The sequence below is a fragment of the Erythrobacter sp. S158 genome (assembly GCF_057364915.1).
In genome coordinates, this window is the sequence record NZ_CP200279.1 from 2,483,571 (window position 1) to 2,506,568 (window position 22,998).

21 protein-coding genes are annotated in these 22,998 nt (G+C 61.0%); 10 read left to right on the forward strand and 11 right to left on the reverse strand.

Features of this window, described 5'->3' with window-relative positions; translation table 11 throughout:
• Positions 1-22: 22 nt before the first annotated feature.
• Entirely contained in the window at positions 23-583 is a 561-nt protein-coding gene (locus tag AC0V6T_RS12075) for a VOC family protein (protein WP_486127196.1), read from the reverse strand.
• Positions 580-1,698 (reverse strand): 4-hydroxyphenylpyruvate dioxygenase, encoded by a 1,119-nt coding sequence (hppD, locus tag AC0V6T_RS12080; RefSeq protein WP_007166204.1) that lies wholly within the window; start codon positions 1,696-1,698, stop codon positions 580-582. The genes AC0V6T_RS12075 and hppD overlap by 4 nt, the downstream gene beginning before the upstream one ends.
• A 139-nt stretch (positions 1,699-1,837) precedes the next feature.
• Between hppD and AC0V6T_RS12085 the strand changes: the two genes are divergently transcribed.
• Positions 1,838-2,371, forward strand: coding sequence for a VOC family protein (locus tag AC0V6T_RS12085; protein ID WP_007166203.1), 534 nt, complete (start codon positions 1,838-1,840; stop codon positions 2,369-2,371).
• A 3-nt stretch (positions 2,372-2,374) separates the two neighbouring features.
• Complete coding sequence (locus AC0V6T_RS12090) at positions 2,375-3,019, forward strand: carboxymuconolactone decarboxylase family protein (RefSeq protein WP_486127199.1); 645 nt, start codon at positions 2,375-2,377, stop codon at positions 3,017-3,019.
• Here AC0V6T_RS12090 and AC0V6T_RS12095 read toward each other — a convergent pair.
• The gene (locus AC0V6T_RS12095) at positions 3,016-4,539 is read right to left on the reverse strand and encodes an acetyl-CoA acetyltransferase (RefSeq protein ID WP_486127201.1); all 1,524 of its coding nucleotides are present in this window, start codon (positions 4,537-4,539) and stop codon (positions 3,016-3,018) included. The two genes, AC0V6T_RS12090 and AC0V6T_RS12095, sit on opposite strands and share 4 nt — an antisense overlap.
• Before the next feature lie 9 nt (positions 4,540-4,548).
• Entirely contained in the window at positions 4,549-5,817 is a 1,269-nt protein-coding gene (locus AC0V6T_RS12100) for an acetyl-CoA C-acetyltransferase (protein ID WP_486127203.1), read from the reverse strand.
• A gap of 124 nt (positions 5,818-5,941) precedes the next feature.
• Between AC0V6T_RS12100 and AC0V6T_RS12105 the strand changes: the two genes are divergently transcribed.
• A complete protein-coding gene (locus AC0V6T_RS12105; RefSeq protein ID WP_486127205.1) occupies positions 5,942-6,703 on the forward strand; it encodes a crotonase/enoyl-CoA hydratase family protein in 762 nt (253 codons plus the stop codon).
• Between the two features lie 78 nt (positions 6,704-6,781).
• The gene (locus AC0V6T_RS12110; protein WP_007166198.1) at positions 6,782-7,945 is read left to right on the forward strand and encodes an acyl-CoA dehydrogenase family protein; all 1,164 of its coding nucleotides are present in this window, start codon (positions 6,782-6,784) and stop codon (positions 7,943-7,945) included.
• A 74-nt stretch (positions 7,946-8,019) separates the two neighbouring features.
• Here AC0V6T_RS12110 and AC0V6T_RS12115 read toward each other — a convergent pair whose 3' ends face one another.
• Both AC0V6T_RS12115 and AC0V6T_RS12120 read right to left on the reverse strand, forming a co-directional pair.
• Positions 8,020-10,602 (reverse strand): TonB-dependent receptor, encoded by a 2,583-nt coding sequence (locus AC0V6T_RS12115; RefSeq protein ID WP_486127207.1) that lies wholly within the window; start codon positions 10,600-10,602, stop codon positions 8,020-8,022.
• A gap of 211 nt (positions 10,603-10,813) precedes the next feature.
• Positions 10,814-12,838 carry a TonB-dependent receptor gene (locus AC0V6T_RS12120; protein WP_486127209.1) on the reverse strand — a complete coding sequence of 675 codons (2,025 nt, stop codon included), beginning with the start codon at positions 12,836-12,838 and terminating at the stop codon, positions 10,814-10,816.
• 131 nt (positions 12,839-12,969) lie between these two features.
• Here AC0V6T_RS12120 and AC0V6T_RS12125 point away from each other — a divergent pair, with 131 nt between their 5' ends.
• Genes AC0V6T_RS12125 through AC0V6T_RS12140 form a run of 4 tightly spaced genes read left to right on the forward strand, consistent with a single transcriptional unit; the run spans position 12,970 to position 17,237 of the window.
• Complete coding sequence (locus tag AC0V6T_RS12125; RefSeq protein ID WP_486127211.1) at positions 12,970-14,481, forward strand: flavin-containing monooxygenase; 1,512 nt, start codon at positions 12,970-12,972, stop codon at positions 14,479-14,481.
• A gap of 53 nt (positions 14,482-14,534) precedes the next feature.
• Positions 14,535-15,296, forward strand: coding sequence for a competence/damage-inducible protein A (locus AC0V6T_RS12130; protein ID WP_486127213.1), 762 nt, complete (start codon positions 14,535-14,537; stop codon positions 15,294-15,296).
• Between the two features lie 59 nt (positions 15,297-15,355).
• Complete coding sequence (locus AC0V6T_RS12135) at positions 15,356-16,330, forward strand: polysaccharide deacetylase family protein (protein WP_486127215.1); 975 nt, start codon at positions 15,356-15,358, stop codon at positions 16,328-16,330.
• A gap of 1 nt (position 16,331) precedes the next feature.
• On the forward strand, positions 16,332-17,237 hold the full coding sequence (locus tag AC0V6T_RS12140) for a GNAT family N-acetyltransferase (protein WP_486127217.1): 906 nt from the start codon (positions 16,332-16,334) through the stop codon (positions 17,235-17,237).
• 1 nt (position 17,238) lies between these two features.
• On the opposite strand, the gene AC0V6T_RS12145 is transcribed toward AC0V6T_RS12140, so the two are convergent.
• From AC0V6T_RS12145 to rplK, 4 genes are all read right to left on the reverse strand, one after another.
• On the reverse strand, positions 17,239-17,457 hold the full coding sequence (locus AC0V6T_RS12145; protein ID WP_007166191.1) for a hypothetical protein: 219 nt from the start codon (positions 17,455-17,457) through the stop codon (positions 17,239-17,241).
• A gap of 117 nt (positions 17,458-17,574) precedes the next feature.
• Entirely contained in the window at positions 17,575-17,907 is a 333-nt protein-coding gene (locus AC0V6T_RS12150) for a hypothetical protein (RefSeq protein WP_486127219.1), read from the reverse strand.
• Positions 17,908-17,998: 91 nt separating this feature from the next.
• A complete protein-coding gene (gene rplA, locus AC0V6T_RS12155) occupies positions 17,999-18,691 on the reverse strand; it encodes a 50S ribosomal protein L1 (protein WP_007166189.1) in 693 nt (230 codons plus the stop codon).
• A gap of 4 nt (positions 18,692-18,695) precedes the next feature.
• A complete protein-coding gene (rplK, locus tag AC0V6T_RS12160) occupies positions 18,696-19,127 on the reverse strand; it encodes a 50S ribosomal protein L11 (RefSeq protein WP_007166188.1) in 432 nt (143 codons plus the stop codon).
• A gap of 454 nt (positions 19,128-19,581) precedes the next feature.
• Between rplK and AC0V6T_RS12165 the strand changes: the two genes are divergently transcribed.
• A complete protein-coding gene (locus AC0V6T_RS12165; protein ID WP_486127222.1) occupies positions 19,582-20,052 on the forward strand; it encodes an ABA4-like family protein in 471 nt (156 codons plus the stop codon).
• Positions 20,049-20,879 (forward strand): hypothetical protein, encoded by an 831-nt coding sequence (locus tag AC0V6T_RS12170; protein ID WP_486127224.1) that lies wholly within the window; start codon positions 20,049-20,051, stop codon positions 20,877-20,879. Before AC0V6T_RS12165 ends, AC0V6T_RS12170 begins: the two co-directional genes overlap by 4 nt.
• Here the strand turns inward: AC0V6T_RS12170 and AC0V6T_RS12175 are convergent.
• Positions 20,876-22,960: an O-linked N-acetylglucosamine transferase, SPINDLY family protein gene (locus tag AC0V6T_RS12175; protein WP_486127226.1), complete on the reverse strand. Its 2,085-nt coding sequence runs from the start codon at positions 22,958-22,960 to the stop codon at positions 20,876-20,878. The two genes, AC0V6T_RS12170 and AC0V6T_RS12175, sit on opposite strands and share 4 nt — an antisense overlap.
• Positions 22,961-22,998: the final 38 nt, after the last annotated feature.

Consider the following 22,998-nt stretch of genomic DNA (forward strand, 5'->3'; position numbering starts at 1 on the left):
TGTGCGCCTGTCGCGGCCAGCGTCAGGCGTTCCCGTGCTCCTTGCGAGCAATCTCGTGTAGCCAGTCTGCATGACGCGGCGCTTTTTTGGTCTGGCTCCATTCGTCGAGCATGAGCGGCGCCACGCGCTTCAGCTCGGCATATTGTTCATCGGTTCCAATGTCCGCGGCAAGTTCGACGCGGTGGCCATTGGGATCGAAGAAATAGATCGACTTGAAGATGCCATGGTGCGTCGGGCCGAGCACATCGATACCTTCAGCTTCAATGTGCTCCTTTGCGGCAAGCAGCGCCTCTTCGTCCGGCAAGCGGAAGGCGAGGTGCTGGACCCAAGCAGGGGTGTTTTCGTCGCGGCCCATGTCTTTCTGATTAGGCAGCTCGAAGAATGCGAGGATGTTGCCGTTCCCCGCATCGAGGAAGACGTGCATGTAGGGATCATACTCGCCGGTCGAAGGGACGTGATCCTCGGCAAAGGCGGTGGTGTAGTCCATGCCGAGGACGCGGCCATACCATTCGACCGTTTCCTTGGCGTCCTTGCAGCGATACGCCGCGTGGTGAACGCCGCCCAGTTTGACAGGATGGCTCATTCTGCCGGTTCCTTGTCGGCAGTGTCGAGCACACCGCGTGCGATCTGGTCGCGCTCAATGCTTTCAAACAGCGCCTTGAAGTTGCCTTCGCCAAAGCCATCGTCGCCCTTGCGCTGGATGAACTCGAAGAAGACCGGACCAACCTGCGCCTCCGCAAAGATCTGAAGCAGAAGGCGCGGCTGTCCGCCTTCGGTCGTTCCATCGAGCAGGATGCCGCGCATCTTGAGGTCATCGGCATTCTCGCCATGACCCGGCAGACGCTCATCGAGCATCTCGTAGTAAGTCTCCGGCGGCGCGGTCATGAAGGGCACGCCGAATTCCTTGAGGCGATCCCAGCATGCGACGAGGTCTTCGCAGATCAGCGCGATGTGCTGGATGCCCTCACCGTTGAACTCGCGCAGGAACTCCTCGATCTGGCCCTTGCCGCCTTCGCCCTCTTCGTTCAGCGGAATGCGGATCTTGCCGTCAGGCGCGGTCAGCGCCTTCGAAGTGAGGCCGGTATATTCGCCCTTGATGTCGAAGAAGCGGATTTCCTGGAAGTTGAAGAGCGTCTCGTAATAGTCCGCCCAGTATTTCATACGGCCGGTGTAGACGTTGTGCGTGAGGTGATCGATCGTGTGAAAGCCCGCGCCCTCGGGATAGGGATCGACGCCCGGCAGGTAGTCGAAATCGATGTCGTAAATGGTGAGGCTCTTGCCTTCGGCTCCAGCATAACGGTCGACGAGGTACAGAATTGCGCCGCCAATGCCGCGGATCGCGGGGATGCGCAGTTCCATTGGACCCGGCTCGTTTGCGACCGGCTCAGCGCCCTGTGCGATCAGGTGATCGTATGCCTTGGCAGCATCGCGAACGCGGAAGGCCATGCCGCAGGCTGAGGGGCCATGCTCGCGCGCGAAGTACCATGCTGCGCTGCGCGGCTCGTAGTTGACGACGAGGTTGATGCCGCCCTGACGCCAAAGGTGCACGTCCTTTGAGCGGTGCTTGGCCACCAGCGTGAAGCCCATCGCCTCGAAAACCGGCTCAAGCACGCCTTTTTCGGGCGCACAGAATTCGACGAACTCAAAGCCATCAAGGCCGGCGGGATTGTCGAACAAGTCTCCGGGGTGCTGTGTCATCAATGCGTCTCTTTGTTTCAAACTGGTTACGTTTGAAACTAAATACGCTCAATCGGCCCTTTTGTCAAAGAGCATTCACTCCAATTGGGTTTGCAAGCCGGAATGGATCAGGGCAGGCTATGCGCAGTCGGAGGGACGCATGATCAAGACCAAGGGTATCAACCACGTCGCGCTTGTCTGCCGCGACATGCAGGAAACCACGAAGTTCTACACCCAGGTCTTGAACATGCCGCTGTTCAAGACAGTCGAATTGCCGGGCGGCGGACAGCACTTTTTCTTCGATTGTGGCGGCGGGAGCGCGGTTGCGTTTTTCTGGTGGGAGGACGGTCCGCCAGCCGCTCCCGGCATCGCGTCGGTCCGCAAATTCCCCATGGACGCCAAGACCGCTGTGGGGTCGATGAACCATCTCGCTTTCGACATGGCCGAAGAGGAACTCGAAGCCGCGCTCGATCGACTTGAAGAAGCTGGCGTCGAGCACACACATACTGTGGTCAATCACGATGACAGCCCCGCAGGCATGTCGCGCGAGATGCATGAGGGTGTATTTGTGCGCTCGGTTTATTTCACCGACCCGAACGGGATCATGTTGGAATTTGCGGCGACGACCAAACAATTCGGTCCCGGCGATATCACGCACAAGCCTGCAACGGCTGCAGACAGGGTGGAGGCGTAGGGCATGCCGCGCTTGAGAGAGGTGCCCAAGGACGAGGCCGACGAGAAGGTCGCGTTGCCGCTTTATGCGATGCTGTTTGGCGATCGCGATCCGGTGGCCGAACCGGGAACGGCTACAGGAACCCCAGGCGATTGGTGGACCGTTTTTGCGAACTCGCCGGCTACGCTCAAACATGCGGCGCAGGGGTTCGCCTACTACCGCGATCCTGCTCGCAAGCTTGACCCGGTGCTACGCGAGTTGGGCCAGACATGGGCGGGATGGGCTTGCGGAAGCCAGTTCGTTTTCTCACAGCACTGCAAGTCGCTACGCGGCCTTGCTTATCCCGAAGACAAGATTGAAGCGCTGCCGGTTTGGCAGACCAGCGACCTGTACGATGCTCGCGAAAGAATGGTCCTTGCCTATGCGGACAGGCTAGTGTCGCATCACGGGCGGGTTCCCGATGCGCTGTTCGAAGCGCTCAAGGCCGAATTTTCGGACGAAGAAATCCTCGAGCTCACCTACACAACCGCGATGTATATGATGCACGCCGTGATGAGCCGCGCGCTTCGCACCGAATTCGACGACCGCGACGATCCCATTACCGAAGTGCCCGCGCCCGAAGGCTTCGACGCGCTCGACTTCCTCGGTGGCAATCGCGAGAAGGACTAGGCGATCCGGGCGATGTTGCGTCCGCGTTCGTCGCGGATGACCGAAAGCTTCGCGCCGAATGGTTCGCCGCTTTCGAAGATCCTGCGTGTACCCTCGTCGGCGAGGTCGGCATTGCCTACGACCCTCTTCCCATCTGCATTTCGTCCGATCCAGACAGCATCGCTACCGCTCTTGGAATGGTTGATCGTGTAGCTTTCCAGCGTCGCGCTTTCGAAAGGCTGGTCGCTGCGGGCTATACCGTTGGTAGCCTTGGGAACCTTCACCACCCGTTCTGCGCCCCAATCGGCTGCATCGGCCGAATAGATCCCGGTCGCATATTTGCTCATCCAACCACCATTGGCGCCGACCAGAACATAGCTGCCTCGGTCAACACGCACGCGCTCCACCGCTTCGCAGATTGCATGCGCTGAATAGTTGTTCCCCGCACCGCCAAAGAAGGGAAGGCCGCCCGTGAGAGTGAGCCCGCGCGGGTCGTCATGCGCAATGCCGAAGTGATCGCACTGGTTGAATGCTGGGATTGCGAAGCACGAATAGAAATCGAGATAGCGTATGTCGGCCATCGCTTTGCCTGCGATCTCGAGAGCGCGCTCGACCGACGCAATCGATGCAGGGTTCGCCGCGAGATCGGGCCGCTCGCTTAGCTCCAACTCCGTCGCGGAAGTGACCGCGTGAATATGCACCCACTTCTCCTGCGGCACGCCGAGTTCGCGAGCCTTGCCTGCACTCGCGATGATGATTGCTGCTGCCTGATTCACCTGATCGCGCGCAACGGTCATCCGGGTGTATGGCTCCGCGACGATGCGGTTCCGATCCGTCACCGTCGCAAGTTCCTCGGCGCTTCGTTCAACCGGGGCCGCTGAATGCGGGTTTGCCGCTGCGATCTTGGTGAAGGGTTCGAAAAGCTCGCCAATGTCGCGGCGATACTCCTCCAGCCCTTTGCCAAGCTTCGCCCGCCGGGCGTTTTCGGCGATGGCGTAAAGCGGGATCGCGCCGGTCGCACCATGAGCGAAGAGGCCCATCTCCATCATGCCATCGAGGCCAAAGCCGCGATCCTCGAATTCGCCGCCGACTTTCTCGGACCAGTCCGGCTTTTCTCCCTTTGCTGCCAGAGCTAGGGCGGTCGAGATCGCTTCGGATCCGACAATGACTGCGCAATCACTCTCGCCGGCAGCAATCGCCGACGCAAATTCGCCGACATATTGCTGGTTGGTTTGCCCGCCGGTTGGCGAGAGGATCAGGCGCTCGGGGCTTGCGCCCACACGCTTCGCGACTGCGCCGGGAATGTTGTCGGGCGCACCGAAAGGCGGCTCCTTGCCGGGCCGCGACATCTCGAATGCCCGGATCGAAGCGAGCGTATCGATCGCCCCCGCGATCGATCCAACTGCGGCACTGTCGGCGATGGCTGCAGCAAGTGCGCGGCCGCTCAGATCGGCATAGGACAACGCCTCGTAACCGGGTTCGTCAACCCGTTCCGAATACTGCCCTACACCGATGATGACAGGTGTGTTGTCGGGAACCATCTTTGCGGATCAGTCGACGAAATCGTCCACGCGTTCGATGATGATAGCCGGGGCCATACCGCCGGCAGCACACATCGTCACAAGGCCGCGCTTGAGGTCACGCCGCTCAAGCTCGTCAACCATCGTCCCGATCAGGATCGAGCCGGTTGCACCGATCGGGTGACCAAGCGCAATCGAACCGCCATTGACGTTGACCTTGTCCCAGTCGAGCTCGAGGTCCCGCACGAATTTCGCGGCAACCACGGCGAACGCCTCGTTGATTTCGAACAGGTCGATATCGTCGACGCTCATCCCTGCCTTCTGGAGCACCTTCTTCGCTGCAGGAACAGGCGCGTTGAGCATCAGCGTGGGGTCATCACCCATGTTGGCAGTTGCAACGATGCGAGCCCGCGGCTTGAGGCCGTGCTTTTCGGCATAGGCTTTCGAGCAGACCAGCACCGCAGCCGCGCCATCGACCACGCCCGAGCTGTTGCCCGCATGGTGGAAATGCTGAATCTCAACGTCCGGATACTTCTGGTTTACGAGGCCGCGGAAGGTCGTGCCCTTCGCATCGAGCGGAACGTCTGCGATCTTGGTAAAAGCTGGTTCAAGCTTGGCGAGGTCTTCCATCGTTGTCTGCGGACGCGGATACTCCTCACGATCCAGAACGACGGTGCCATCGTCAAGCGTCACGGGAACCACCGACTTGTCGAAGCGGCCTTCGCTGATCGCCTCAGCGGCTCGCTGCTGTGAGCGGTAGCCAACCTCGTCGAGTTCCTCGCGGGTGAAACCTTCGATGGTGGCAATGGCGTCCCCACAAATTCCCTGGTGCGATTGCGGGTGAACGCCCTGAAGGCGCTCGTTGTAGCTGCCCATCATCATCGGCTTGATGCCAGCCTGCATCTTCTCTTTGGTCATCGCAGCGGTGAGGCTCATCATCTCGGTGCCACCTGCGACAATGCAGTCTTCCATGCCGCTCATCACCTGCGCAGCCGCAAGGTTCACCGAGGTAATGCCGCCGCCGCAGAACCGATCGAGGGTCGTACCCGAAGAGGTAATGTCATAGCCTGCATCAAGTGCAGCCATGCGGCCCATGTCGCCGCCCTGCATGCCGTCCTGCGTAGAGACCGACCAGATCACGTCATCGACGGTCGAGGTGTCGAGGCTGTTACGCTCGGCAATCGCCTTGAGAACCGTGGCAGCGAGATGCTGAGGGTGCTGTTCAGCTAGAGCGCCCTTGCCCTGCTTGCCGATCCCGCGCGGAGTGCGCACTGCGTCGATGATGTATGCTTCTGCCATTTGGGGTCTCTCTCTCGTTTTCGCCGATAATCCGGTTGACGTATCCGTAAAGCCCCTGCACTCCTTGCACAAGAATGAGTTTCATTTTGCAATCCCAAGATTCGAGAAACTGGAGAGAGAGCCTGTGTCCGAAGAAGTACTGACCGAAGTTCAGGACGGTGTCCTGATCGTCACTATCAACCGACCCGAAGCCAAGAACGCCATGACCAAGGCCGCAGCCGAGGGTATCGCTGCTGCCATGGATCGCCTCGATGCCGAAGACGACTTGCGCGTCGGCATCCTGACGGGCGCGGGCGGCACGTTTTGCTCCGGGATGGACCTCAAGGGCTTCCTTCGCGGAGAGAGCCCGACGGTCGAGGGTCGCGGCTTTGGAGGCGTTGTGCAGGCACCGCCTTCCAAGCCGCTAATTGCCGCGGTTGAAGGCTACGCGCTCGCTGGCGGGCTTGAGCTCATGATCGCCTGCGATCTCGTGGTGGCAAGCGCTGGTGCGAAATTCGGCATTCCCGAAGCCAAGCGCGGCCTCGTTGCAGCAGCGGGCGGCGTGATGATGCTGCCGGATCAGATTCCTGAGCGCATCGCCATGGAGCTCGCCCTCACGGGAGATTTCATCGACGCACCGCGCGCATACGAGCTTGGCCTTATCAACGAAGTGACCGACGGCTCGGCCATTGACGCAGCGAAGGCTCTCGCGGCTCGCATCGCAGCCAATGGTCCGCTGGCCGTGCGCGTATCCAAGCAGATCATCAAGGAATCGCGTGGTTGGGCGATGGAAGATCGCTACACCAAGCAGGCGCAGCTCATCGCGCCGGTCTTCGTGTCCGAAGACGCCCGCGAAGGCGCAGCGGCCTTCGCCGAAAAGCGCGCGCCCAACTGGAAGGGCATGTAAGTTTGAAGCTGTTGCAGGCCGCCTCCGGGAGAAGGCTGCCTGCGTAGCTTTTGGGATTCAACGAGAGAGGAACACACCATGCCCGTCATCGACGTGCCCCAGCCCGAATTCATGGAAGACGAGGAGATTTCGATCTTCGCGGATGCGGTGGGCAAATTCTATCAGCAGCATGCGCCCGAAAAGCGCGTCCAGAAATGGCGCGATGAAGGCCAGGTCGAACGCGAATTCTGGAACGAGGCCGGCCAGGCTGGCCTTCTCGGCGTGTCCGTGCCTGAGGAATATGGCGGCCACGGCGGCGATTTCCGCCACGACATCGTTGTCATCGACCAGCAGGCCAAGCACAATGTCGACGGCTTTGCTGCAAGCCTGCACAACACGATCATCCTGCCTTACCTTGTGCGCTACGGCACCGAGGAGCAGAAGCAGAAATACCTGCCCAAGCTGGTGACCGGAGAGCTTGTCAGCGCCATCGCCATGACCGAGCCAGGCGTGGGAAGCGATCTTCAGTCGATCACGACCACCGCCCTCAAGGATGGCAATGGTTACCGGATCAACGGGTCGAAGACCTATATCTCGAACGGTCAGACCGCCGACTTCATCGTCGTCGTGGCTAAGACCAACCCGGAGGAGCGCGCCAAGGGCATCTCGCTTATGCTGCTCGAAACCGAAGGCGCCGAGGGCTTCCAGCGCGGGCGCAAACTCGACAAGATCGGGCTCGATGCCGCCGACACCTCTGAGCTATTCTTCGACAACGTTTTCGTCCCGGCCGAAAACGTTCTCGGCGGTGAAGAGGGCAAGGGCTTTTACCAGCTGATGGGTGAGCTAGCACAGGAACGCCTCGTGATCGCCATGGGCGCTGCCACGGGGATCGAGAAAGCGCTCGAGACCACACTTGACTATGTGAAAGAGCGCAAGGCGTTCGGCCAGACCATCTGGGATTTCCAGAACACCCAGTTCGTGCTCGCCGACCTCAAAGCGCGCGGCACTGCTGCCCGCGTTTTCGTCAACGATTGCATCGCCAAGCTGCTCAAGGGCGAGCTCGACGTCGCAACCGCTGCCATGGCGAAATACTGGGTGACCGAGCTTCAGAGCGAAGTCGTCGACAAGTGCCTGCAACTGCACGGCGGCGCCGGCTACATCAACGACTACCCAATCGCGAAGATGTACCGCGATGCACGCATCACGCGTATCTTCGGCGGTTCGAACGAAGTCATGAAGATGCTGATCGCTCGCTCAATGTAATCGGCTCTCAGAGCGTCATGCAAAAAGGGCGGCCCGGTTTCCCGAGCCGCCCTTTTTTGTAGTCGCTTCTGGGCTTAGAACTTCGCGCGAACAACCACACCGTAGGTACGCGGTTGCAGCGAGAAGGCCGAGCGTGAGCGCGAACCGAAGCCGCCAGTACCGCGGAGCGTTGTGTTGAAGGTCACACCGCGCACGACATTGTCGGTCAGGTTGTTGACGAACCCTTCGATCGAATAGGCACCGTCGTTGAAGCGAAGACCTGCGCGCAGGTTGATAAACTCCTGCCCGTCCTGGATGTCACCGATGATCAGCCCCTGATCGCGAGCAACGTTGATCGCTCCGGCAAGACCGCCGTTATCGGCGATGAAAGTTCCGTTGGCGATAGCCGCAGTATCGAGCGCCTGAGTAGACGTGCGTTGGTCGCCTTCAAGGCGGATTTGACCCGCGAAGAAAAACTCCATGCCGTTACCAATCGGCTTCTCGTAATTGGCACCCATAATGGCGACGACGCTTGGTGCGTTCGTTAGGTCAAAGCCGCACAGCGCAGCCACCGAAAGAACATTAGTAAGCGAACCGGCACAATCGTCGGGATAGCTAGCATCGAGGATAGTGGCCGATGCCGTAACCGAAAGACTGTCGCTGACGCGGAAGAGGCTTTCGATTTCGATACCTTGCGATTCAGCAATCGGCACGTTGAACGTTTCGAAAGCGAGTCCTGTGAATTCCAAGACCTGGAAGTTCTGGAATTCCTCGTAGAACGCAGCGATGTTCAGCGTGAGGGCATCGTCGATCAAACGACTCTTGAAGCCGATTTCGTACGCATCCACTTCCTCTGAAAGGAACTGAGCGCTTACCCCGTTCAACGCAGCGGTGGTATCAAGGTTGATGCCACCCGCTTTAATGCCGTGCGTGAAGCTAGCATAGATGTTGATCGGAGCGTTTGCGAATTCGTAGCCCAAGCGAGCCGTATAGATCAGCTCTTCATCATCGAAGTTTTCCTGGAAGGTCCGAACAAGTGGCAGAACCGCAGCCTGCGGCAAGTCAGCCGGAGCAGCGAAGCCGAAACAGCCGAGCGCGAACAGCCCGCCTTGAAGCGTTGCCGGAATGGTTCCTGCTGCAGTCGCTGCTAGCGTAGCCGGGCAGATCTGATTGTTCGTTTCAGTCTGCGTGAAGCCGCCTGATTTGTCTTCCCAGATATAACGAAGGCCCAAAGTCAGTTCGAGCCCATCCACGATCTCGAGCGTGTTGTTGGTGAAAATCGCGTAGCTCTGCGCATCCTGCTGGAAACGGTTGAGCGTGCGAGTGCCATTGGGATCAACACCAGTGAACAACTGGATCGGAGCAGGACCGGCGAGACCGCCGAACAGAGCGCCGGTATTGGCATCATATTCCGAGCCGAGCAGGAACGTCGTCGTCGAATCGATCTGTTCATCGGCAAAGAAGCCGCCGATCATGTAATTCAACGCGCCGCCAAGAGCTTCGCCTTGGAAACGCAGTTCTGCAGTCCAGGTTTCGATTTCACCGTCAATACCGACATTGAAGATGTCATTCGCGGTAAAATCAGAATCGTAGAATTCCTCGTTTTCGAATTTGCGATAGGATCCGATGAAGATCAGATCCGCACTGTCGGAAACCGGGAATTCGATTTCGCCGGTGATGCCGTAATTATCGATGTCGGCTTGCGGTGCAAAATTGGCCGAGACGATTCTGTTGTCGAGAACCTCCCGAAACTCGGATTGGCCAAACGGGTTGGTCGATACGAGAGGCTGGCCATTGCCGCCGTTCGCACCGAGACCCACCGCTGCGTAAGCGCCGCCCGTCACTAATGGAGACTGATACAATTCGACCGCGCCGCAGCAGCTGGAAGTTGAATTAGAGAAGTCTGCGATCAGGCGACCGCGAACGCCGCTGTCGCCTTCAAAGCCAAGCTGTGCGCGAATGAGATACTGGTCGACATCGTTCGTATCGCCAATCACCGTCCCGGTGTCGTCGACGATGTCAAGAAAGCCATCACGCTTGCGATACGCACCGGTTACGCGCAGAGCCAGCGAGTCTTCGACAAGCGGGACGTTCACGGCACCCTGCAAGCTGATTTCGTCGAAATTGGCGTAGCCGGCGTTCACGAAGCCGCCAAATGAATCAAGTTCGGGACGCTTGGTGGTGATGTTGAGTGCACCGGCCGAAGTGTTGCGACCGAACAAGGTGCCCTGGGGTCCGCGCAGAACCTCGACGCGCTCAATATCGACAAACTCGTTGAGAGCCACACCGGGACGAGATTGATAAGCGCCGTCAATGAAAATGCCGACCGCGCTTTCAAAGCCGATGTTGTTTGAGGTGGTACCAACACCGCGAATACGTAGCACCACCGAACCCGAAGCGATCTGAGCCTGGCTGGACGTGAAGCTTGGCGCGAGATCGGTGACTTCGCGGATGTTGTCGACACCCTGATTGTCGAGAGCTTGCGGAGAAATCGCGGTCACCGCGATCGGAATGTCCTGCACGTCCTGAGCTCGGCGTGTCGCAGTCACAATGATGACACTGTCATCAGCCTGCGGTGTCGGCCCTGCCTGCGTCTCGTTATCTTGAGCGAATGCGGGTGCGGTGAATGAACTGCAGGCCATCAGGCCAGCAGCGTAGGCTGCGAGCTTACGTGTCATAGACTTCTCTCTCCTCTACCACCCAACTTGTTGGCCGGTGTGGTTCAACTCCAACTCGCGAGACTATCAGCGCTTTTCGGCCTGCCAAGTCGTGGAGGCGGGTTCCTTGGAAAGAGTTGTAGATATGTCACAGTTTGCGCTGCAGTGCAGCATAAATTGCAGCAAAAAGGAGCGAATGTGAACGAATCTTTCCCGCAGCGCGGCAAAAGACTCACAATCCAATCCGCACGCCAAACCAGAAAGTGCGCGGTACGCCGAGGTCAATCGCACCGCCAGCGTTGCGGGTGACGATGATTTCGTCGAGGAGGTTCTCCGCCCGCGCGACCAGCGACAACTCACCCTTGATCGGAATTTGAGCAAACAGATTCAGCGTCGTCGCCGCCGAAAGCAGGTCGGTTTCCTGATCGTCCTCGAACTGAGAGCTGACGTGGCGCACCGTGCCTGCGAGCCGCCAGCCTTCCACCGGCTCCCATGCCAGAGTGGCGGAAGCGGCGAATTCGGGCGTTTGCGGTGGGCGGTTGCCGTCGAGTGCAGCCGACGTGCCCTCTCCGGCGATCTCGGCATCGGTGTAAGCGAGCGACGCGTCGAAACTCACTTCGCCCAGCCGAAGCACCACGGCTCCTTCGATACCCTGCGCCTCGATGGCGGGCAGGTTCTGGCGCTGGCGAAGGTTCGGGGCGAGGGTAACATTGGCAATCGCGTTCTCGACCTCGTTGTCGAAAGCGGTGAGCGAGATGACCAGTTCATTCACCGGTTGCCAGTTGAGCCCGATCTCGAAGCCTTCCAGCCGCTCGTTCTCAAGCGCGGCGTTTGCCTGCGTCACGACCGGGAAAACCACGAAAGGCCGGTAAAGCTCATTCAAGGTCGGCAGCCGCAGCCCGGTATACGCCGCGGCGCGAAGGTCGAGGCGGCGCGTCGCGTAGAAGGACGCGCCCGCACGCCAGCTGAGCGCCCAGTCGGAGCGGTCGGGTGCCACCACTTCGCTGACCAGCGCGCCATTAGCATCGACTGCGCGGAAGAAGCCGTCCTCGATCCGCGTGTGATCAGCGCGCAGACCTCCGGTCAGCACCACTGGCCCAATCGACCAGTCGTCCTCGACGAAGAAACCAATATTGCTGTTCACTCCGCCCGCATTGCGGCTTTCGCGAAGCGCTCCGGTGAAAGCGCTGAAGGCGTCCTCGAACAGCTCCCCATCGGCGCGGCGATAGTCGGCACCTACGCGCAGGTCGTGGCCTTCGGCGATTGGTGGGCGGATCTCGAACTTGCCGCCGATCCCGGTCGAGGGTGTGTTCCGCTGATCGAGGACTCGGGTGAAGCGTGTCGATGAGATGATGACGTTCGAGAAGTTGCGCGCCTGGACATAGGCGAGAGCGTCGAAGCCCCAGTCGCCTCGCCCGACGATGCGGATGCTGGCGTCCTGTCCCTCATGCGTGGAATCCGCACCGTCGAAGCGCAGCGTGCGTTGATCGTCGAACAGGCTGACGCGCGCCTGCAATTCGACATCCGGGCTTAGCGGCGCAACTCCGCGCAGACCGACATTCCAGCTGTCGAAGGCCGCGCGCGCACTGGCAGGGACGCGCTGGCTGTCGGGAGCCGTGAAGAAGCCTTTGCCCCGATCCCAGCGTCCGCTTGCAACCGCGAAACCGCTACCCAGTTTGCCCGCAACGATGCCAGTCGCCTCGGTAGCGCCGCGATCATTGGCAAGCAGGCTCGCATTGACCCCGTCGATCGTGCCAAGCCCGGCGCTTTCCAGTTCAATTGTCCCTGCAAGCGCGCCCGAACCGAATGGACCCGAACCGCCGCCACGCGTCACGCGAATATTGCCAAGCGTCTCGGGCGCAATCGCGGAAAGCGGAATATAGCCAAAGAACGGATCGGCAATCGGCACGCCGTCGAGCAGCACAAGGGCGCGGCTGGTCGCGTTGCCGCTAAGTGCCCGCAAGGTCACGCCTTGCGCGGTCGGGTTCGACGAACGGCTGTCCGAGCGGCGGAATTGCTGAAAGCCTGCGACATTGGCTAGCACGTCGTCGAGGCGCCCCGAACCGGTCGATGTGATGGCCTCGCGGTCGAGCTCTATCGTCGAATAGACGATGTTCGAGAGCGCCGGCTCAAGTCCTTCGCCGGTAACGACAATCTGAGTGCCTTCGTCTTCTTCGTCCTGTTCGGCCTGCGCAAAAGCGGGGAAGGCGTACGAAAGAGCAAGGGCGGAAACGACAAGACGCAGGGGGATATTCATAGGACGGGGCGCCTAACGCGTCTTGCGGGCAAAGTCAGTTGCAAATTGCCATCAAGACTCGCTTTTGCCTGCGACGTGTGTTTACATTGTTGTCAATTGGCCCTGAGCGCCAAGGGGAAGAGAGAGACCTGATGTTAGCAACACCCCCAGATTTCGATGTGCTGATCGTCGGCGCAGGGATTTCCGGTATCGGAATGGCCGCGCACATGACGATGAAGGCGCCGCACCATTCCTACGCCATCGTAGAGCGACGCGAGAACCTCGGCGGGACCTGGGACCTGTTCCGCTATCCCGGTATCCGCTCGGACAGCGACATGCACACGCTGGGCTATGACTTCGAACCGTGGCGGCATGAAAAGAGCATCGCCGATGCGCCTGCAATCCTCGACTACCTCAACAAGATCGTCGACGAGCGCGGCATTCGCGAGAATATCCGTTTTGGCCACAAAGTCATAAGCGCCGACTTCCGCGAAGACGAGGCGCGCTGGCATGTGGAGATGGAGCTGGATGACGGCTCGCGCACGCGCCTTACCGCCAACTTTCTATATCTGGGTTCTGGCTATTACGATTATGACGAGCCGCATGATGCAGGGTTCGAACTTGACGATTTCGAAGGTCAGGTGATCCACCCGCAATTCTGGCCCGAAGACCTCGACTATGCTGGCAAGAAGGTCGTGGTGATTGGTTCGGGCGCGACCGCTGTGACCATCGTCCCGTCCATGGCGGACAAGGCCGCCAAGGTCACGATGCTTCAGCGCACGCCGACATGGATGTTCGCGCGTCCAGCAAAGGACCGGATCGCGAACTTCCTGCGCAAGGTGCTGCCCGATAGCGTCGCTTATGCAATCACCCGGTTCAAGAATATCCGGATGCAGGATTACGCCTTCAAGACCGCACGCAACAAGCCGCAGAAGGTCAAGGATGCGCTTTACAAGGGCATCGAGAAAGCGCTCGGCCCCGGCTACGACAAGGACGCCTTCACGCCGCCGTACAATCCGTGGGAGCAGCGGCTTTGCCTCGTCCCCGACGACGACCTGTTCGAAGCGATGAAGGCGGGTAAGGCCGATGTCGTCACCGGCCATATCGACAAATTCGAAGCGAACGGCGTGCGCCTCAAATCGGGCGAGTTGCTCGAGGCTGACATCATCGTGACCGCGACCGGTCTGAAGCTCGCGATTGCGGGCAAGATCGCAATCAGCGTGAACGGCGAAGCGGTCGATTTCTCGCAGCGCTATTACTACAAGGGCTGCATGTATTCGAACTTGCCCAACCTTGCGGTGGTGTTCGGCTACATCAACGCAAGCTGGACGCTGCGCGCGGATATCAACTCGGACTATGTCTGCCGCGTGCTCAAGGAGATGCGCGCCCGAGGCGCCGATGTCGCAAACCCGGTGCTGACGCCCGAAATGGAAGCGAACATCGAGGAAGAGGATATCTTCGCAGGCTTTTCCAGCGGCTATCTCGCCCGCGCGAAGGACATCAATCCAAAGAACGCGACCGAGTATCCTTGGCGCCTCAACCAGGAATATGTCCTCGATAGAAAGCGCATGGCGAACGATCCTGTTGCCGACGGCATCCTCACGTTCACGCGGGCCGGAGCCAACGCTCAAGCCCCCGAGGAGCAGCTCGAAGCGGCGGAGTGATTTTGGAGCCGATAGCGGTAGCAATCATGGGGGAGTTGGCTTAAGCCTGCCCCATGAATTCCCCCGACAAGATCTGGACCGCAGGCCTCGTCATTATCGGCGACGAGATCCTTTCGGGCCGCACCCACGACAAGAACATCGCGCAGGTCGCAAGCTGGCTTCAGGTGCAGGGCATCCGCCTTGCCGAAGTTCGCGTGGTAGCCGACGATGAAGATCGCATTGTCGAGGCGGTGAACGCCTTGCGAGCCGATAACGACTACCTCTTCACTACCGGCGGGATTGGGCCGACGCATGACGACATCACTGTCGATGCGGTCGCCAAGGCGCTGGGCGTCGAGGTCATCATTCACCCCGAAGCGCGCGCATTGCTCGAGCGCTATTATGCCGACAAGGGCGGACTTAACGAAGGGCGTCTGCGAATGGCGCGCGTTCCCGATGGGGCGCAGCTCATACCCAACCGCATGTCTGGCGCACCTGGTATCCGGCGCGGCAATGTCATCCTTATGGCGGGCGTTCCTCACATCACAGCTGGCATGCTCGATGCCCTGACCGGAAAGCTCGAAGGCGGCGCGCCTCTGTTGTCGGAGACTATCGGCTGCTGGATTGCCGAGAGCGAAGTCGCACACTTGCTTCGCGAGGTCGAAGAAGCGCATGAGAACTGCCAGATCGGCTCCTATCCGTTCTTCCGGGAGGGCAAGGTCGGGGCGAATTTCGTGATCCGCTCGACAAGCGAAGAAGACCTCAAGAGCTGCGTTGACACCTTGACCGATGGCCTCGCTACGAATGGATACGACTTCACTCCGGGCGGCATCTGACGCGCTCGGCCACATCCCAAACGCGGCCTTAACCCTTCTGCGCTATCGCGATCCTCGCGATGACGTGCGTCTACATCACCATCGACACCGAGTATTCCTCGGGCCTCGTGCGCGACCTTTCGGCCGATAGTCGCAAGGACAACTTCGCACGCTCGGTCGCCTGCCTGACGCCTGACGGGCCCGCCGGTGTGACGCACAAGCTCGACCTGTTCGAGCGCCACGGTATCAAGGCGGTCTTCTTCGTCGACCCCATGCCCGCACTCGTCTGGGGCGTGGCGGCGATCGAGGATGTGGTCGCGCCTATCCTTGAGGCAGGGCAGGACGTGCAGCTGCACTGCCACACCGAATGGCTGGCGCTCGCAGGCGATGCGAACCCGCTTGCCTCAAAGCGGACAGGACAGAACCTGTTCGACTTCGGCCTCGAAGAGCAGACCGAGATGCTCGACTATGCGCGCCGCACGCTTGTGGCGGCGGGTGCACCCGAACCGTCGGCTTTCCGGGCAGGCAATTACGGCGCGGACGACAACACACTTCGCGCTCTCGCCTCACTCGGCCTCACCTACGACACTAGCCACTGCCCCGCGCTTCCCAGCGGCGCCAGCCGTATCTCGCTCGGCCCCGAAGTGCGCGACCCGGTCGAGCACATGGGACTGATCGAAGTGCCCGTGGGCAGCATCGGGACGCTCGGCAAAGGCCAGCGTCACGCGCAGATCACCGCGCTCAGCCTGTTCGAGATGCGCGCCGCGATCCGTCATGCACGTGACAGCGGGCGAGAGACCTTCACGCTCGTCACCCACTCCTTCGAACTCATCAATCGCCGCAAGCTCGCGATCAACCGCATCGTGCGACGCCGCTTCGAGGGGCTGTGCAAGGCGCTTGCCTCGATGGAAGGCGTGACGACAGGCACCTACCGCGACGATCCGCCGCGCGTGGCCGAGCACGCCGCCAGCCTTCCGCTCCCCGCCAGTGCGATCCGCACCGGCCACCGCTATGCCGAGCAGCTGGTTTCCAACACGCTTTACGGAGCGCTGTGAGATGAGCGAGACCGCAGCCATCGACTTCACGATCGGCTCGCGCCGCCTGCTGTCGGTGGGCCGCGAGTTGGCGACCTGGGGCTTTAGTCTCGAAGACGTGCTCGCAAGCGAACCGCGTCTGGAACCACCCTCGCCGGGGCGTGACGGGCTGCGCGTGTTGTCGGCTCCTGTGAGCATGCTCCCCGCAATCACCGCCCGCTTCCCTCGCCATCTCGTGGGCGGACGGCAGGACTACCGTCGGCACTACATCGACATGTCGGGCAGCTACGAGGACTACCTCGCGCGTTTCTCTGGCAAGACCCGGTCGACTCTGCGTCGCAAGGGACGCAAGCTAGCCAAGGATGCGGGCGAGTATGAGATCAGCGAGCATCGCACGCCGGCCGAGGTGGATGAGTTCCTCGATGCCGCCCTGCCCCTATCAGCAAAGACCTACCAGGCGAGGCTGCTCGATGCCGGTCTGCCGGATAGCGAAGCCGCGCGAACCCGGATGCTCGAGGTAGCCGAGGCAGGCCAGATGCGCTGCTTCCTTCTTTCCATCGATGGCGCGGCCATCGCTTATCTCTCTCTCCCCGTCAGCGGGCGGACCCTGGTCTACGAGCATCTCGGTTACGATCCCGACTTCGCTCGCCTTTCGCCCGGTACTATCCTCCAACTCGAAGCGCTCCAGCGGCTATTTGCCGAGGAGCGCTTTGACTACTTCGATTTCACTGAGGGCGACGGGGCGCACAAGGCGATGTTCGGTACCGATCACGCTGAGTGCGCGAGCTTCGTTCTGCTCGATCCGACGCTTGCCAACCGGGCGCTTCTGGGAGCGCGGGCTGGCTTCGACGGGGCGGTCAGCACGGCCAAGGCCCTTGCGACGCGGACAGGTGCGCTTGCCAAGGTTCGCTCCGCTCTCAAGGCCTGATTTACGAGCGCGGGCCGGTGTGCTGGCGCTTCTGCCGCGCGGTGGCGCGTTCGGCGTCGCTGAAGTCCGCTTCCTCGTCCGAGCGGTTGGCTGCCCATGCATAGATGATCACGGCGATCAGCGCAGCGGCGCCGACCACCGGCGCAAGGCGCGCATCGGTCAGCAGCGTGGCGATGAAGAGGATGAGGCCTCCCGCGATGAGGATGGCTTTGGTGTTCATAGCAATGTCTCCTTTGCCTAACCAATGGCCGAACCGGGCGGATGGTTCACTTTTGGGTGAATGAGCAATCGGCAAGGAGGCTTGCGCGGGGAGCAACCGCTCCATTTGTCGAAGCATTCAGCGCCTGGAGCGCAAGCGAAATTCCTTGAGCCTCGCAAGCCGCGGGCTCGATGCCATCCGGCGGACCCGTGCGACCATCGCGCCGGGCTTGGATTTGAGTTCGCTCTTGTCGGTATCGCTCGAAAGCCAGGCAGACAGGGCAAGCTGCGCAAGCGCGACGAGCGCGATCAGCACGCCCACCGCCATCCCGATCATCGGGTCGTAATTGAACAGGATCGCGAACACGGCGAGCGCGGCGAACGTCACGTACCAGCCCAGCATCGAGGCCGAGGCATCATCGTCTTCCTGTTCGGGATCGATCTGTTCGGGCATTGCGAAACCTGTTTCCACCAGCATCCTCCATACAGCCTAAACCAAACGGGGGCCAGAAGCGCGTGGCTTCCGACCCCCGTATGTCAGTACGTAGCGATGTAGGAAAGCGTTACGCGCCCTCAACTTCGCCCATGTCGATCTTCAGGCCCGGGCCCATGGTCGAGGTCAGCGAGACCTTCTTCACATACTTGCCCTTGGCGCCCGACGGCTTCGCTTTCACGATCGCATCGGTGATTGCCTTGAAGTTGGCCTTCAGCGCATCGTCGTCAAACGACAGCTTGCCGATGCCGGAGTGGATGATGCCCATCTTCTCGACGCGGAATTCGACCTGGCCGCCCTTGGCGTCCTTCACGGCCTGTTCGACGTTCGGGGTGACGGTGCCCAGCTTCGGGTTCGGCATCAGGCCCTTGGGCCCGAGGATCTTACCGAGGCGGCCAACGACGCCCATCATGTCGGGGGTTGCGATAACGCGGTCATAGTCGAGATCGCCGTTCTGCATCTCTTCCATGAGGTCTTCAGCGCCAACCTTGTCAGCGCCTGCAGCGGTAGCCTTCTCGGCGTTGTCGCCGCGTGCGAAGACCGCAACCTTGACGTCCTTGCCGGTGCCCGAGGGCAGCGAAACCATGCCGCGGACCATCTGGTCAGCGTGGCGCGGATCGACGCCGAGGTTCATTGAGATTTCGACGGTCTCGTCAAACTTGGCCTTGTGCTCGCGCAGGGTCGCGATGGCTTCGTCCACCGAGTAGAGCTTTTCAGGGTTCAGCTCGGCAACGGCCTTCTGCTTCTTGGTCATCTTCGCCATTGGTTCAGCCCTCCACCACGTCGAGGCCCATCGAACGCGCGGAGCCTTCGATGATCTTCATGGCCTGGTCGATATCGTTTGCATTGAGGTCGGCCATCTTCGCTTCCGCGATTTCCTTGACCTGGCTCTGCTTGATGGTGCCGGCAGAAGTCTTGCCCGGTTCGCTCGAACCCGACTTCAGCTTGGCAGCCTTCTTGAGCATGTAGCTCGCAGGCGGGCTCTTGTAAGTGAAGGTGAACGAACGGTCCGCGTAAACGGTGATCGTGGTCGGGATCGGGGCGTTCTTCTCAAGGTCCTGCGTCGCGGCGTTGAACGCCTTGCAGAATTCCATGATGTTGACGCCGCGCTGACCCAGAGCCGGGCCGATCGGGGGTGAAGGGTTTGCAGTGCCCGCGGGCACCTGCAGCTTGATATAGCCTTCGATTTTCTTGGCCATCACTGGCCTCCTTTCGCACTGTTGCCCGCGCGATTCCGCAACGAGCTCATGTTAAGCGGTCCAGCGCTTCGATCACTCGAAGCTCCCGCACGGTTTTCTCATCTGAGTGACGAGAAGCGGCGCAGATAGCGGTTTTGCGCTGCAATGCAAGGGGAAAGGCGGCTCTTCGGGCGGGGGTTGGACCACGCAAGGGGGTGCTTTGAAAAAGTAGCGCAGCCCCGCAAGTACCTGTTGTTGAATTAGAATGTGGCGGATCGGGGTGTAGGATGTGTGACCTTTCAATCTTGCGCTAGCTGGCCTGCGCGTGAAGGCCGACCTTGTAGTGGCCGCAAGGCGAGTAGGAAAACGCTTGTTGGATCGCCCGATTCCGCCGCAGAGGTGTATTACTCGCACTAGACACCCAATTCATCTCGCCCTAACCCCAAGCGCGACTTGGATATCGAGGGATCGGACTATGCCAACGACGGATCAGCTATTCGGCTATGCGGGACAGGCCGCGATGCTTGGCTGGGTCATTCTCATCTTTCTGCCTCGGCGCTGGGCGCTCCTGACCGCGATTCCGCGTTTCGTCATCCCGCTCGGTCTTTCGCTGCTTTATGCGGGTCTTGCGATGAGCAATTTCTTCCTCGTCGAAGGTGGCGGTTATGGCTCGCTCGACCAGGTCGCGGCATTGCTCGGCAATCGCGAGATGCTGCTTGCCGGATGGGTGCATTACCTCGCTTTCGACCTCTTCATCGGCGGATGGATCGCGGTGAAGGCTGATGAGGCAGGCGTGAACCGGTTGATCCAGGCGCCGATCCTGCTGCTGACCTTCATGTTCGGTCCTGTTGGCCTTGCGCTCTTCCTGCTGATGCGCGCGGGCTATTTCGCGAAGCCAGAAGCGGCGCTTGCCAAGCAGCCCACCCAGCAGGAGGTGCCCGCATGATGGCGACCCGCCCCGTTTCCGCGCCTCGCATGGCGCTCGCGCCCGTGCTCGACGATGATCACACCACCCGTCTGAACCTGACGCTGGCGATCTTCATGTTTGCCTCGTTCCTCGTCTTCACGCCTGCGTGGCTGATGGATACGCGCCTGCTTGATAGTGCGGCGGTGTGGACCAAGCCGCAGAAGTTCAACATCTCGCTCGGCCTGCACTTCTTCACGATTGCGGTTCTCTTGCAGCTAGTCCCGCGCGAGGTGCGCACCGGGCCGGTGCTGATCGGCTTCTCTTATCTCGCAGCCATCGCGCTGGTGTTCGAATTCGTCTGGGTCTCGCTCCAAGCCGCGCAGGCCAAGCGCTCGCATTTCAACTTCGACAGCGGGTTCGAGGCGATGATGTACGCGCTCATGGGCCTTGGCGCGTTCTTCCTGATGACGATTGCCATGGCGCTCGCGGTGCAAATCTGGCGCAAGGGAGACCGGACGCGGCGCGGGCTCTGGCTTGGCGCTATCGTCGGGCTGACGGTTGCCTTCTTCTCGACGCTGTATTTCGGCTTCACCATGTCGAACAGCGGCCGCTATGTCGGCGCCGAACTGACCGGAGGCGGCGCAACCGTACCATTCTTCGGCTGGAGCCGCGAATATGGCGATCTTCGCCCCGCGCATTTCGTCAGCTTGCACATGATGCAGACGGTGCCCCTCGCTGGGTGGCTGGCAGATCGGTTCGGCTGGAACGCCGTACTGGTCGTGAGCGGCGTTTCGCTCGTTCAGCTGGCACTCGCCGCTGCTCTGTTTGCGCAAGCGCTTGCCGGGCAACCTTTCTGGCCGGTCTAGGCGGTGACGGTGATGTCGGCGGGCGGATGGCCGGCAAACCAGCGCTTCCACGCCGCTTCGAGCCCTGCCTCGAAGGCGCGCGTATAGAGCTTCGTGTCGAAGAAGGGCGCGACCGTGCGGCTTCTGGCGAGCTTCTCGCGGATTGCTGAAAGCCGGTCCGCGTCCGTGGCCAGCGCGACGATCAGCGCCTCGTATTCTGCATCCGAATGCGTGACGAGCTCGTCCAGCCCCGCCGCGTGCAGTACGCTTGCGGCCACTCGTGCAGCGAACTGATCACCCGCCCGCGTCACGATCGGCAGGCCGGCCCACAGGCAATCGCTCGCAGTGGTGTGCGCTCCCACGGGCGAGGTGTCGAGCGCAAGATCGGCGTGGCGGTGGCGGGCAAGGTGCAGAAAGCGCGACAGGTGATTTGCGAAGACCAGCCGATCTGGTTCGATCCCGCAGCGTTTTGCCTCGCTCCGCAGATTGGCTTCGGCGATCGCGTTGGAGCGGTAGAGCCACAGGACGCTTCCCTCGACAGCGTCAAGAGCCCGCATCCAGAGCGCGAAGCGGTCGCGCGTGATCTTGTAGCTGGCGTTGAAGCAGCAGAACACGAATGCATCGCCCGGCAGGCCGTGATCCGCTCGCGTGTCGCTGGGCTGACGTACCGAGGCGCTGTCATCGCCCGGCTGATAGGTGTGCGGCAGACGAATGATCCGCTCACTAACATGCGCGCGCTGCGCATCGGGCATGACAGTCGGATCGGCGAGGATGTAATCGATGAAGCCCGCCCCCATCGTGCCCGGATAGCCGAGATAGTTGACCTGCACCGGAGCAAGCCTGCGCGCAAATACCTGACTGCGCGAACCCGTTGTATAGCCCTTGCAATCGAGCGCGATGTCGATCTCCAGCTTGCGCGACAGGGCGACGATCTCGTGATCGGTCAGGCACGCAACGTCGTGAAACTGGTCAAAGGCTTGCTCGGCCAGAGCGCGGTATTCATCCTCGCGCGCCTCGCCATAGCTAAAGGCGTGGATCTCGAACAGGTCGCGGTCATGCGCAGCGAGCAGGCCAGCAATCAGGTGCATGGTCGCGTGGTCGTGAAAGTCGGCGGAGAAATAGCCGATCTTGAGCTTTTCCGGGCGCGCTGCGGGCCGTTCTATGGGTGCAGGCGAGATGGCGGCGAAACGCTGCTTCGCCCAGTTCTGCCCCCGCGTCAGCTGACGCGCGGGTGCGTCTTCGAGTGCCAGCAGCGGAAATGGCGGCACCGCCCCGCCGCTCACCCCAAGCTGCGCAATCGCACCCGCATGCTCTTCCAACGCGTCCCAGTCGCACATTTTTGCAAGCGATTGAACGAGCCCTGCCCGCGCCAAGGCATGACCGGGCTGCGCCTTGAGGACAGCCCGGTATTCCTTCACCGCTTGCGTGACTTCGCCATGCTCCTGCTCGAGCGAGCCGAGATTGAAGCGCGCTGTGACAAAGTCCGGCTGCGCTTCAAGCGCACGCTTATAGGCCTTGCGCGCATCTTCCACCCGGCCCGCTTTCTTGAGCGCGTTGGCGTGGGTGTTGTGCACCTCGGCAAGCTCGGGCCGCAGGGCGCAGGCCTGTTCCAACTGGGCGATTGCCTCGTCGAGACGCCCTTGAGCGATCAACACACCGCCCAGATTGTTGCGCGCCTGGGCGAGCGACGGGTCAATCGCGATGGCGCGTTTGTAGGCCGCCTCGGCGCCTGCCGGATCGCCCTTGTCCTCCAGCACGAGGCCGAGATTGTAAGGCGCGCCTGCGAAATTGGGGCTCAATGCCTCGAGCCGCCGGAAACTCTCTTCGGCAATCGCAGTCTGGCCAAGCACGCGTGCGCAGGCACCGGCAAGGTTCCACGCCGCCATCGTATCAGGAAATTCGCGCAGTATCGCCTGCGCTGAGCCGAGCGCGTCGGCAAACCGTTGCTGGCGATAAAGCGCGGTAAGCGCATCGATCGCCGATTGCGGCGCGACCTTTTGGGTGAGCCCGGCAATCCCGGCCGACGACAATCCGGAGCCGTCCGCCGGCCCGCTTCGCGGAACGCGGCTGATCTTCACCGGTGGCTCGCCTGATTTTCCCATGCGAAGGCGAGACTACGGACTTTGCCGAGGCGCGCCAA

Bases quoted from the DNA above. Each gene is read 5' to 3' on its own strand.
- AC0V6T_RS12085 (WP_007166203.1), top strand. From the start codon at position 1,838: ATGATCAAGACCAAGGGTATCAACCACGTCGCGCTTGTCTGCCGCGAC.
- AC0V6T_RS12175 (WP_486127226.1), bottom strand. From the start codon at position 22,960: ATGGGAAAATCAGGCGAGCCACCGGTGAAGATCAGCCGCGTTCCGCGA.
- AC0V6T_RS12095 (WP_486127201.1), bottom strand. From the start codon at position 4,539: ATGGTTCCCGACAACACACCTGTCATCATCGGTGTAGGGCAGTATTCG.
- AC0V6T_RS12125 (WP_486127211.1), top strand. From the start codon at position 12,970: ATGTTAGCAACACCCCCAGATTTCGATGTGCTGATCGTCGGCGCAGGG.
- AC0V6T_RS12120 (WP_486127209.1), bottom strand. From the start codon at position 12,838: ATGAATATCCCCCTGCGTCTTGTCGTTTCCGCCCTTGCTCTTTCGTAC.
- rplK (WP_007166188.1), bottom strand. From the start codon at position 19,127: ATGGCCAAGAAAATCGAAGGCTATATCAAGCTGCAGGTGCCCGCGGGC.
- AC0V6T_RS12090 (WP_486127199.1), top strand. From the start codon at position 2,375: ATGCCGCGCTTGAGAGAGGTGCCCAAGGACGAGGCCGACGAGAAGGTC.
- AC0V6T_RS12075 (WP_486127196.1), bottom strand. From the start codon at position 583: ATGAGCCATCCTGTCAAACTGGGCGGCGTTCACCACGCGGCGTATCGC.
- AC0V6T_RS12165 (WP_486127222.1), top strand. From the start codon at position 19,582: ATGCCAACGACGGATCAGCTATTCGGCTATGCGGGACAGGCCGCGATG.
- AC0V6T_RS12135 (WP_486127215.1), top strand. From the start codon at position 15,356: ATGACGTGCGTCTACATCACCATCGACACCGAGTATTCCTCGGGCCTC.
- AC0V6T_RS12140 (WP_486127217.1), top strand. From the start codon at position 16,332: ATGAGCGAGACCGCAGCCATCGACTTCACGATCGGCTCGCGCCGCCTG.
- hppD (WP_007166204.1), bottom strand. From the start codon at position 1,698: ATGACACAGCACCCCGGAGACTTGTTCGACAATCCCGCCGGCCTTGAT.
- AC0V6T_RS12110 (WP_007166198.1), top strand. From the start codon at position 6,782: ATGCCCGTCATCGACGTGCCCCAGCCCGAATTCATGGAAGACGAGGAG.
- AC0V6T_RS12130 (WP_486127213.1), top strand. From the start codon at position 14,535: ATGAATTCCCCCGACAAGATCTGGACCGCAGGCCTCGTCATTATCGGC.
- AC0V6T_RS12145 (WP_007166191.1), bottom strand. From the start codon at position 17,457: ATGAACACCAAAGCCATCCTCATCGCGGGAGGCCTCATCCTCTTCATC.
- AC0V6T_RS12100 (WP_486127203.1), bottom strand. From the start codon at position 5,817: ATGGCAGAAGCATACATCATCGACGCAGTGCGCACTCCGCGCGGGATC.
- AC0V6T_RS12115 (WP_486127207.1), bottom strand. From the start codon at position 10,602: ATGACACGTAAGCTCGCAGCCTACGCTGCTGGCCTGATGGCCTGCAGT.
- rplA (WP_007166189.1), bottom strand. From the start codon at position 18,691: ATGGCGAAGATGACCAAGAAGCAGAAGGCCGTTGCCGAGCTGAACCCT.
- AC0V6T_RS12170 (WP_486127224.1), top strand. From the start codon at position 20,049: ATGATGGCGACCCGCCCCGTTTCCGCGCCTCGCATGGCGCTCGCGCCC.